The sequence below is a fragment of the Pseudoalteromonas peptidolytica genome, from assembly GCF_012641745.1.
Lineage (GTDB): Bacteria > Pseudomonadota > Gammaproteobacteria > Enterobacterales > Alteromonadaceae > Pseudoalteromonas > Pseudoalteromonas peptidolytica.
On sequence record NZ_WEHZ01000044.1, the window covers coordinates 23,641 to 34,677 of the forward strand.

The following is an 11,037-nucleotide window of genomic DNA, read 5'->3' on the forward strand; positions in this document are numbered from 1 at the left end:
CATACAGCCTATAGGTCATTTACTATGGCGTCGTATAATTTCCCTTAGTGTTAAAGCGGGTATCCGATAAAACAGTGTATCGCTTTACTTATCAATGCCCTAGCTGGTCAAGTAAGTCCATTACTTCGACACTTGCTCGTTCCATTTGATTAAGCTGCTTAACTGCGCCTTGAGGATCACCGGATTGGAATTTTCTAATTGCTTCCACGCCTGCACGGTGTACCTCTTTATGTGGCGCATCTAAACGTTTAAAGGCATTGTGAGCTCCAAATTTGTCAGCGCCTTCGCCGCTCCACCACTTTCCTAGTCGGCACATTGTATGGTCGGCAAAATCATTTACTCCCTTGTGACTATTACCGATAATCACGTTGTAAACATCCCCCTTCCACACCACATGGTCAAGCTTCACTGTTTGGATAAATGTCTGTGTTGTAGACACTAAAATTGTGTCTTTCATTGAATCACAGCATGCAACAATCCCTTCATATTCATCATTTAAATGTCCAATACTGTCGGACAGGGTAATATTGGAGGCTTGAATTTCCTCTACAGCATTCACGGTTGTGTGCGTCGTGTCGATGATTTTCTTCACGAGATCTGAAACTTCATTAGCTGATTCATTCGTGTTGGTGGCAAGTGCTCTTACTTCATCAGCTACAACAGAAAACCCTCTGCCAGCTTCGCCAGCTCTCGCCGCCTCTATGGCGGCGTTAAGCGCCAGTAAGTTAGTTTGATCTGAAATCTTAGAAATCGTGGTTACAAACGTATTTATACTATCAGCCATTTGCGACAAGCCAGAGATGTTGGCCGTCATTTTGTCCATATTTGTTCCAAGCTGATCCATGCCTACGAGTATTTTTCGTAATGCCGTTTCCGACTTAGAAAAGGCAGCGTTTACTTTCTCTATAGAATGGCTTTCTTCTTCGATCCCCATAAAGCTTGCGAGTACTGTTTCGCGGATCCCCTGCACTTGACCAAGTCCAGTCAGCGCACATTGCAGTAATTGATTATCTGTGTTGTCATTCAGAGACACCTGAGCGCTGACCACCTCTGCTTTGAGTGATTCATTTTCGGCACTTAACTGTTCATTTTGTTGTTTCAGTTGGAGCAGTTCTTGTTGCGCTTTTTCGAGCGCTTGCTGGGTCTCGTTGTTTGTAAATAGCTTTGCAAACACTGCACATTCCCCTATAACTTAATATTAACGATAGCTTAGCAATTATTGTGTATTAGTGCTACAAATTTAGTGAGGGCAGCAAGTCAACTGATGATTCTTACTGCAAAAAAGTCAGTTTTTGTTTACAAATTTACCGCTTTTGGGTCTTTTAGCCTCTAGAGCTGGAACGAAGAGATTTACCTTTCTTATCACCATACATTTGTTTATCTGCTTCATGGATAAGTAAATCAGCTTGCTTTGCAGGGTCGACCATAACCTGTCCTATACTGACATTGATATTGTATTCAAGCAGCCCGTTTAGTAATGCACTTCTGATTTCATCTAGGTTAGGCAGCTCACAATCCACATAAGCAATGAATTCATCCCCTCCTATCCGAAAGCAATGTGACAAACCAAAGTATTGCTGCATATTTTGTGTGAAGCTAATGAGTACCTTGTCTCCAACGTGATGCCCATACGTGTCATTTACTTGTTTAAAGTTATCGACATCGAGATAGAGTAACCATAGACCCGCAAACTTATGTGCTTGTAGCCCTTCGAAGCAAGCTTTGCGACTGCCCACTCCGGTCATCGAGTCGTGATTTGCTTCGTAACGCATCTGCTGTTCGAGCTGCCTTCTTCTTTCCACTTCTGCTTTTAGCTTGTAAACGTCTTTACGCTTTTCTTTGATCATGCGATAAAAGCCGACACTTATTAATAAAAAACCTAGATTTTTCAAAGATGTATCTAAGCCTAAAATAGGCAGATTAGTGTTGCCGATAAAGCTGTCAAAAATATCCAGTAGTAAGCCAACGGAATAAACAAGTAATGCTACACGTAATAGTTTATTGACGACTTCTTTGGTAATGATAAAAAATAACGTGAACGAAACAGCAAACCAAAAAAGCTCCTCGAAACTCTCGTAATCTGTGTGACCATTGGTGTACATAAACACCGCTAACGCGATATTCACTATCCAGAACAGTAGCAATGGAACTGCCGTTTTTATCAAAGTAATTTAGCTCGCTATGGTTCGCCTACAGTTAGTTATAGTTAATGGGTCATGGGACGCAAGTTTCCTAAGCGCTGAGTTCAAGGGCTTGAGAAATCATAAAGAGGTGCCCGACGAAAACCATTGCGCTTAGCACGGTGCGCATTTTCTGGTAATCCTTATGGTATTCTTTCCACATTGGGGATAAACGTTCAATCAGATAGACCAGCCAGTAAGCCACGGATAAGTATACCAATGACCACTCGAGCGTTAGAAAACTCAGTAGCGGATAGGGGATCACAACAACAACAGCCAGTATCGCTTGGCTTTGCGTTTGTTGACCTGCACGCCATAAACTGCCAGCCATAAAGGCTAAAATACCAAAACTATAAAATTGAAACGCTTGTACTGTGTTAGCTGATGCGCCGGTCATTAAGGTCCATGCAATACAGGCAAGAAAGGGAACAAAACCAAGGTAGCCAAGTTGGATATGATTAAAATAGGGGTGCATAGTAACGCTCTGTTATATCTGATGATTGGATCATACCGTATTTACAGTACTTTTATACTCTTATGCTAAATTAGTTGATCACTTAAAAAGCTATTATCAGTTTTTTCGATTACAGTGATTCAAACAATCCATTTTATTTAAATATCACTTCCCCTTATCTTTGTACTCAAGCCAAGGCGAATAGCAATCGCCAACATTAATTCAAACTAAACAACAGTGAGGAAAGCGATGAGCACTTCATTAATCAACACAAAAATTAAACCTTTTAACGCAACAGCATACCATGGTGGCGACTTCGTAGAAGTTTCTGAGCAAGACCTATTAGGCAAATGGTCAATCGTATTCTTCTACCCAGCGGATTTTACTTTTGTATGTCCGACAGAGCTTGGTGATTTAGCTGATTATTACGCACAGCTTCAAGAAATGGGTGTTGAAGTGTATTCAGTATCAACAGACACACACTTCACACACAAAGCGTGGCATGACGCGTCAGAAACGATTAAGAAAATCCAGTTTCCTATGATTGGCGACCCAACAGGCCGTATTACTCGTAACTTCGGTGTAATGATCGAAGAGGAAGGGTTAGCGCTTCGTGGTACTTTTGTAATCAACCCTGAGGGTGAAATCAAAGTTATTGAAACGCATGACCTAGGTATCGGTCGCAGCGCTAAAGAGCTAGTACGTAAAGTACAAGCTGCTCAATACATCGCATCTCACGATGGTGAAGTATGTCCAGCGTCTTGGCAACCAGGTGAAGAAACATTAGCACCTTCACTAGACTTAGTTGGCAAAATCTAAATTGTCAAAGGGAGTGCAGTATGCACTCCCAAATTAACCATCCAGATGAACTGAGTTCATTGTTTTTGCGAATTTTTACTGTAGTTTCTGCAGAGGGTTACCATTTATGTTAGACAACCAAATTAAAACTCAACTACAAAGCCACTTTAGCTCTCTACAACGCCCGATTGAACTCGTCATTAGTCTTGATGACAGTAAAAAATCGCAAGAGCTAAAAGAGTTAGCGCAAGATTTAGCGTCTTTGAGCGATAAAATTTCACTATCTGAATCGAGTGAAGGCAAGCGCATACCACAAATGTCAGTTCGCGGTATAGACACAAAGAGTGAAATTACGTTTGCAGGCGTACCCATGGGGCATGAATTTACCAGCTTGGTTCTTGCATTATTGCATTCAGGCGGGCATGCCACTAAAGCATCGGCAGACGATCTCGAACTGATCAAGGGTATTGATAACCCATTGAACTTTGAGGTGTACATTTCACTGAGCTGCCAAACCTGTCCACAAGTCGTGCAGGCATTGAATCTCATGGCGGCAGTTAATCCAAATATTACGACTACGATGATTGATGGTGCTTTGTTCCAAGAGGAAGTCGAATCACGCAACATCATGGCCGTGCCAACCGTATACTTAAATGGTGAGCAATTCAGTCAAGGCGCAGTAAGCCTAAGCGATATTTTACTAAAACTTGATAGCAAAGCTGGCGAAAAACAAGCAGCTGTACTTAACAACAAAGAGGTGTTTGATGTGCTCGTTGTTGGTGGCGGCCCAGCTGGTGCATCTGCTGCTATCTATGCCGCTCGTAAAGGACTAAATACCGGTGTTGTGGCTGAGCGCTTTGGTGGTCAAGTTGCGGATACTTTAGGTATTGAGAACTTTATCTCTGTACAAAAAACCGAAGGCCCTAAACTGGTTGCACAGTTAGAAGAGCATGTTAACCAATATGGCGTTGATGTGATGAAGAACCAGCGTGCAGCGGCGATTAACAAAGGCGAAACCATTGATATCACTCTTGAAAGCGGTGCAGTGTTAAAAGCTAAATCGGTGGTAGTGGCAACGGGAGCGCGTTGGAGAAGTATGAATGTACCTGGTGAATCCGAATATAAAGGAAGAGGGGTTGCCTATTGTCCGCACTGTGATGGTCCGTTATTCAAAGGTAAGCCCGTTGCGGTGATCGGTGGCGGTAATTCGGGTATAGAAGCTGCCATCGACTTGGCAAATATTGTTGAGCATGTCACGGTATTAGAGTTTGCCGATACACTTAGAGCTGACGAAGTGCTGATCAAAAAGGCAAAAAGCCTTACCAACGTTACCATTATCAAAAACGCACAAACCACTGAAGTCGTTGGAGATGGTAACAAAGTAATTGGTCTTAACTATATAGACAGGGTAAGCGGTGACACTCATTCGTTAGCACTCGCTGGCATCTTTGTACAAATTGGGCTGGTGCCAAATACTGAATGGTTAAAATCGAGTGAAGTCGAACTTAGTCGCTTTGGTGAAATTGAAATTGACAGCAAAGGGGCGACAAGTTTAGCGGGCGTTTACGCGGCAGGCGATGCAACCACCACACCGTTTAAGCAAATTATTATTGCGATGGGTGGGGGAGCGACAGCAAGTTTAGGCGCTTTTGATTATCTAATTCGGTTAGGACAAGACGACGAGCAAGCTGCTTAAGTATTTGCATTATCACAAAGAATCATTGCAACTATACACCCATGCAATGCTCCCAAGCCACACTCCAGCAGTGTGGCTTTTTTATTTATCCCTATATTTGCATCAATATGCCTGTTTTTCCGCTGTGAAGTGGCTTTTCTATGCTCCAACAGTCTTTTAGTAAATAGCAAAAATAAAGCAACTCAATCGAATTTTTAGTTTAAATAACTTATAACTTTTTGATTAATATTAATTTAGTGTTTATGAAAAGGTTGGGTTTTGTTTTTGTAGTGTTAATTTTAAGGTTTGTTTTATTTTAAATTATTTCACAACCGTTGCTGTAGTGTGAATGTTTCTATATCTTGACCAGCCTTAATTGTAATGTGAATGAAACTTCAATGTAACAATGAGGGGGATAACACAATGGATAGAACACAGGAATTAACAAGCAACTACACTGAATCACAAGATACAGCAAGCTGGTACACCTATCAAAGCTACGTAGAGTCAAGTGCAAGAACGTATTCGCGAGTTATCGATAAAGTCATCGTCTCTGGTAAAGGTTCAATCCTTACCGATGCTGATGGAAAAGAATATGTCGATCTTTTAGCTTGTGCAGGGACATTAGCACTGGGTCATAACAATCCAGAAATTAAACAAGAGCTAATTAAGTACCTTCATACAGATGAAGTGATGCAAGGATTGGATATTTTAACACCCGCAAAATATGCGTTTACTAAAGAGTTATTGGGTTTACTGCCAGAAAAGTTTCGTGATGAAGCACGTATCCAATTTTGCGGCCCATCTGGCGCAGATGCCACTGAAGCTGCGGTTAAGCTATTCAAAACTGCAACAAAACGTCGCACAGTACTTGCGTTTCATGGTGGGTATCACGGTATGACAGCCGGTGCATTATCACTTACCGGTAATCTCAGTGCCAAAGATGCTGTAGCGTCATTGATGCCTGATGTGCATTATCTTCCTTTCCCTTATGACTATCGCTCACCTTACTTGGTACAAGGTGACGAGTTAATAGAGACTTCTTTACACCATATTGAAACCGTCTTTAGCGACCCAGAAAGCGGTATAACCAAGCCTGCTGCTGTGATATTAGAGGCAATCCAGGGGGAAGGTGGCTGTATTCCTGCCCCTGCCAAGTGGCTCAAAGGCTTACGTCAATTGTGTGATGAATACGATATTCCGCTGATTTTCGATGAAATTCAGTGCGGTTTCGCTCGCTCTGGTGATTTATTCGCCTTTCAAAGTGCTGACATCATGCCGGATGCGATTTTACTATCAAAAGCACTTGGTGGCGGCATGCCAATGTCAGTTGTTGTGTATCGTGAAAAATATGATCACTGGAAACCTGGGGCGCACACCGGCACCTTCCGAGGAAACCAGTTGGCGATGATTGCAGGTCGCAAAGGTATGGAAATTATCCGTCGTGATAAATTGGCCGAAGCTGCTCAAAAAAAAGGGACATGGCTTAAAGCCGAGTTGGAAAAACTGAAGCAAAAGTACACCTTTATCGGGGATGTTAGGGGGCGGGGCTTGATGTTAGGAATTGAAATTATTCACCCAAACACAGCCAGATCACCAAAGCACCCTGATTTGGGCGATGGCTCATTGGCTTCAGCAATCAAAAAACAATGCTTTGCCAATGGCTTGATTTTAGAAACTGGTGGCCGCTTTGGGGCTGTATTGCGCTTATTACCAGCTTTAACTATCTCGATGGATGAGCTCGAGCGTGCGCTTGAACTGCTTGATCTTAGCATGAGTCAACTAGCGCAGGGGTAAGTAAGATGAATTGTCCCGTTGTCATGAAGTTTGGCGGTGCATCATTGGGATGTGCTGAATCGATATTACGTGTCGCAAGGCTTATCCAGCAACAGCAGAAGCACACTCGAGTCATCGTGATAGTGTCAGGCTGTGGCAACGTGACAAATGATCTTGAAGCCATTCTTGCTGACCCACACAAACCGAGCCAAAAACGCGCATTAGAACAAGTCAAGTTGTTCCACAGTGAATTACTTCGGCAATGCGCCCTAACTTTACAGGCAGAGCCTGAACTCACCGCCACCCAACATGTGATTTATGATCTATGTGACCACGCACTTGAGCTGCTTGATTACCCGGAGGTGGCTCATGATGACTTACTCACACTCGGCGAGCGGCTGAGCGCACAGATCATGATCGGTGTTTTACGTGTATTAGGGCTCAGTTGTGGCTATTTGGATGCCGCAGAGTTTATTCATTTATGCGGTGAAAAATCCGAACATCAGCCAGCCATTGAGAAGATCAGTCGTTTGTTGCAACAGGTTGCGAGACAAGCCAAGCACGTTAATGTCAGTGAAGGCTTTATTGCTCGCGCGGAAGATGGACAAATCGCCACATTAGGTCGCAACGGCTCAGATACAACTGCAGCAATCTGGGCTGTTGCGTTAAATGCAAGTCGCCTTGAAATTTGGAAAGAAGTAAAAGGGTTATGTAATGCCGATCCTAACATTATTCCAGAAGCCAATTTAATCACCGATATTGCGTTTGACGATCTGTGTGTTTTATCACAATTTGGTGCATCTGTGATCCATTACCCCGCGTTACAATTATTGCGACAACAGCGCTTAATACTTTCGCTAAAGTGTCCAAAAAATCCAAACACGCCAAAAGCCACTCATATTCATTTTGGTGGCGAGCGCCCCCCTGTAAGTGCATTAGCACTATTGAGTGGCGTGCAAGTCTTGCCCCATGGCGAACACCTAGGACTATTTTGTGTTGATAAAGGTGCCGCTGAACTGCGTTTTGTTATGGAATTATTCTTACAAAACAAAATATTACATGCTCTTCAAAAGATACAGAAAAGTCAAAGCTTGTTGCTGCTTACGTTATTCAGCAATCAGTTTGCTATTGATACTCAGGCGTTAAAAAGTCAGCTATCCAAGCACGGGATATCGGTATTGGCAGTGTGTTCCGATGGTGCCAACGAATGCGTGAATCTCGTTATTGTCGCGGAAGAAAAAGCGCAAGCAATGCGGATTGCACATGCCCAGTTACGCCAGCAAATTACACAAAGTCAATGTATAGAAGTGAACGATGCAGTATAGAACCTTGTTTTTTATTTTGATTTTATTCCTAGGTATATCAATGAGCCAAGCACAAGTTGACCCAGCGATAAACGCTTGGGCACCGAAACTAGAAGCCATCACCGAGAAGCAGCAAAGCACTTTAAACGACATTTATCGTCATATGTTAGCTGGCAACTTTACGTTGGCTGAAACCGAGTTGGCAAAGCTATATAAGGAAGTCCCGCAAGTATTACCGCAGTGGCTTGCGTTGCTGACTGAGCAACAGCAATACGAAAAGATCCGCAAGTTAGTTGACGAGGGAATTGTTTCCCCTACGCATAGTAGTGCTGTGATAGCCAACACGCTCGCTTCTGGCTCTTTACCACAACTTTACTTCGAACAATCACAAGCCTCCATCCCGTTGCAAGGCCACTGGTTAGTGCCTCTGCCAAGAGTAAAGCTGAGGCTAAATGGACATGAATTCTACTTTGTGCTCGATACCGGTGCTTCTCAAAGTCTAGTGACAGACAAAGTGGTGAAGCAATTACAACTTGATATTGCCTCACAGCAGCAAGTCGAAATCGATACTGCAACTGCAAATACAGTCAAGGCTGACTTAGTGCGCTTGCCACCGTTTCAGCTCGGTCCGGTTAAAGCCCAAGATCAGCTTGCGCTCGTTGTTGATCACACTGAACTCGAACAGCGGTTTTTGGGGATTAATTGGTATCAACTTGATGGCATTATCGGCTGGCCAATTATAAAAGCATTGGATTTAACGCTTGATTTTGAAGAACAAATCGCTGAAATCAAAAAGCCTGCGCTGCAGCAAGAGAAAAGCGGAAATCTCGTCTGGCTGTTTGACGACCCTATGGTGATCACCAAGGCAAACAATACAAATCAACTCTGGTTTTTAGATACCGGCGCAATGGAGAGTCAAATCACCAGAGATTACTTAAGTCCAGAACAATACCAATCCATTACGTGGAAAGAGCGAAAGTTTAATGGGTTAGGGGGCAAAGGGGCGGTGGAGAAAACCGCTAAATTTGGCCCTATCAGCATCCATTTTCCATCGATCACACAGCATTTTAAAAAACTGACGGTACGTGCCGACCATCAAGATTGCAGCCATAGTCGTTGCGATGGTCGATTGGGTGTCGACACCGCAGACAGCCTTCGCATGCATATTAATTTTCACGCCGCCAGTTTTGACATTCGCCATAAACACTGAGCTTCCCTAGGAACGTTTTACTCACGGAATACAAAAATGAACAATAATTCTAAGACTTCAATGCAATTATCGACAGCAGCGCGCTGGTTCGAAAGTCAAGCGAAACGTGGGTTTCGCTCAGCGATACCGGCCTCAGAAAATACACAGCATTCGGCAAATCAGGAGCATACGCACTATGTAGCCGATGTTTCAAGCTTACTAAGTGCAACTGAAGCATCCGCCAGCAGTACTTTGCTCACCGCGTTTATCGCTTATTTAGCAAGACTGACCCTGCATTCTGAGCAAGTGCTTGCAGTAAAGGCTGCACCTCTATCGCAGCAAATAGCGTTGTTCAATATTGACCTTACGTCAGACTTTTCTCAGGCAATTAGAGAATGTGAGACCACTTTAGCCTCTGCTGCGCCCGTATCAAATGAAGCGCTTAGCCAGCTGGCGCAGCAACATGAACTAGAAAGTCATGCCGGTTGCGCTGCATTTACACAACTTGGATTTGCCAGTTGCAGCCAAAGCGCTGAAGTCAACTTGTCACAAATGGCGATATTATTATGTTTGCGCCATACCGAATCTGGATATAGCTGTGAGATGTCATTTGCAACCGCACTTTACAGTGAAGCGATTGCTCATAGCCTATTTAGCGGCTTTTTAGGTTTTTTAGAGGCTGCAACCTCGACACCGCAAGCGCCATTAAACACCTTAGCCCTGGTTGGAGAGCAAGCAGAAACATTGCTAGCGCTTGGACAGCCAAGCTACCAGGCAAAAGCTGAGATCAGCGACTTAGTCAGTGTCTTTCGGGCAAGAGTCGCAGCTCATCCGCAGCAAATAGCAGTACGAGAGGAAGCGCTTCACCTTACCTATGAGCAGTTGAACAAGCGCAGTGAACAATTGGCGCATATCTTACAGGGGCTTGGTGTTTCTAGTGGAGATACCGTAGCGGTGGCGCTACCACGTTCAGTCGCACTGGTTGAGACGTGCTTGGCAATCGTTAAACTGGGCGCCGCCTACGTACCGATTGCGTTAAATACTCCCATAGAGCGCCTGACTTTATTGCATGAACAGTGTCAATTTGCCGCTCTTGTGTGCGGGGAAAGCTTTACTCTGCGAGTGCCCGACGTTGCGGTGATAAACCTTGATAAAACAGCGTTAAGTGAAGCGGCTATTGAACCTGTGATAAGTGAGTTGGACCCGAGTACTCGAGCTTGTATTTTGTATACTTCGGGCTCTACGGGGAAGCCAAAAGGTGTGATATTAAAGCACGGAGGCCTCAATCGTATTGCACTCAACTTAGATCATGTTGATACCGACCAAAGCAGTGTGGTTGCCTTTTGTAATAATACCGCATTTGATGCTTGTAGCTTTGAGATGTGGCTGGCGCTATTAAATGGGGCATCGTTGGCCGTTATTTCACAAGAGCAGGTTCAAGATCCAAGGCGTTTTGGTAATGCACTTACTCAGCATGGTGTCACGCATAGTTTTTTAACCGTAGCGCTGGTGAATTTGTATGTGCAAGTTGATCCCGCGAATTCAACTCCGAAGTGCACCACTCGCTAAATTAAGCTGCTTTACGTACTTTGCGTAATTTATTGAATACAACAGCAGGCTGTTTATACCCTAAACACTTTCTCGGTCTGGCATTTAATGCC

9 protein-coding genes are annotated in these 11,037 nt (G+C 43.8%); 6 read left to right on the forward strand and 3 right to left on the reverse strand.

Annotation, left to right across the window (positions count from 1 at the left end; translation table 11 throughout):
• Positions 1 to 91 precede the first annotated feature (91 nt).
• The 3 genes from F9Y84_RS20150 to F9Y84_RS20160 form a co-directional block, all read right to left on the reverse strand.
• Positions 92 to 1,174, reverse strand: a complete 1,083-nt coding sequence (locus F9Y84_RS20150; RefSeq protein WP_147390997.1) for a methyl-accepting chemotaxis protein — start codon at positions 1,172 to 1,174, stop codon at positions 92 to 94.
• Positions 1,175 to 1,322: 148 nt separating this feature from the next.
• Positions 1,323 to 2,165: a GGDEF domain-containing protein gene (locus tag F9Y84_RS20155; protein WP_225740798.1), complete on the reverse strand. Its 843-nt coding sequence runs from the start codon at positions 2,163 to 2,165 to the stop codon at positions 1,323 to 1,325.
• Positions 2,166 to 2,232: 67 nt separating this feature from the next.
• Positions 2,233 to 2,655 (reverse strand): DUF3429 domain-containing protein, encoded by a 423-nt coding sequence (locus tag F9Y84_RS20160; protein ID WP_125251726.1) that lies wholly within the window; start codon positions 2,653 to 2,655, stop codon positions 2,233 to 2,235.
• Positions 2,656 to 2,883: 228 nt separating this feature from the next.
• Between F9Y84_RS20160 and ahpC the strand changes: the two genes are divergently transcribed.
• From ahpC to F9Y84_RS20190, 6 genes are all read left to right on the forward strand, one after another.
• Positions 2,884 to 3,453 (forward strand): alkyl hydroperoxide reductase subunit C, encoded by a 570-nt coding sequence (gene ahpC / locus F9Y84_RS20165; protein ID WP_125251725.1) that lies wholly within the window; start codon positions 2,884 to 2,886, stop codon positions 3,451 to 3,453.
• Between the two features lie 106 nt (positions 3,454 to 3,559).
• Positions 3,560 to 5,128, forward strand: coding sequence for an alkyl hydroperoxide reductase subunit F (ahpF, locus tag F9Y84_RS20170; RefSeq protein ID WP_147390996.1), 1,569 nt, complete (start codon positions 3,560 to 3,562; stop codon positions 5,126 to 5,128).
• 402 nt (positions 5,129 to 5,530) lie between these two features.
• Positions 5,531 to 6,904 carry a diaminobutyrate--2-oxoglutarate transaminase family protein gene (locus F9Y84_RS20175; protein ID WP_147390995.1) on the forward strand — a complete coding sequence of 458 codons (1,374 nt, stop codon included), beginning with the start codon at positions 5,531 to 5,533 and terminating at the stop codon, positions 6,902 to 6,904.
• A gap of 5 nt (positions 6,905 to 6,909) precedes the next feature.
• On the forward strand, positions 6,910 to 8,208 hold the full coding sequence (locus F9Y84_RS20180; protein ID WP_147390994.1) for an amino acid kinase family protein: 1,299 nt from the start codon (positions 6,910 to 6,912) through the stop codon (positions 8,206 to 8,208).
• Positions 8,209 to 8,248: 40 nt separating this feature from the next.
• Positions 8,249 to 9,397, forward strand: coding sequence for a retropepsin-like aspartic protease family protein (locus F9Y84_RS20185; protein WP_161972745.1), 1,149 nt, complete (start codon positions 8,249 to 8,251; stop codon positions 9,395 to 9,397).
• Between the two features lie 36 nt (positions 9,398 to 9,433).
• A complete protein-coding gene (locus tag F9Y84_RS20190; protein ID WP_168756784.1) occupies positions 9,434 to 10,945 on the forward strand; it encodes an AMP-binding protein in 1,512 nt (503 codons plus the stop codon).
• The last annotated feature ends 92 nt before the right edge of the window (positions 10,946 to 11,037 follow it).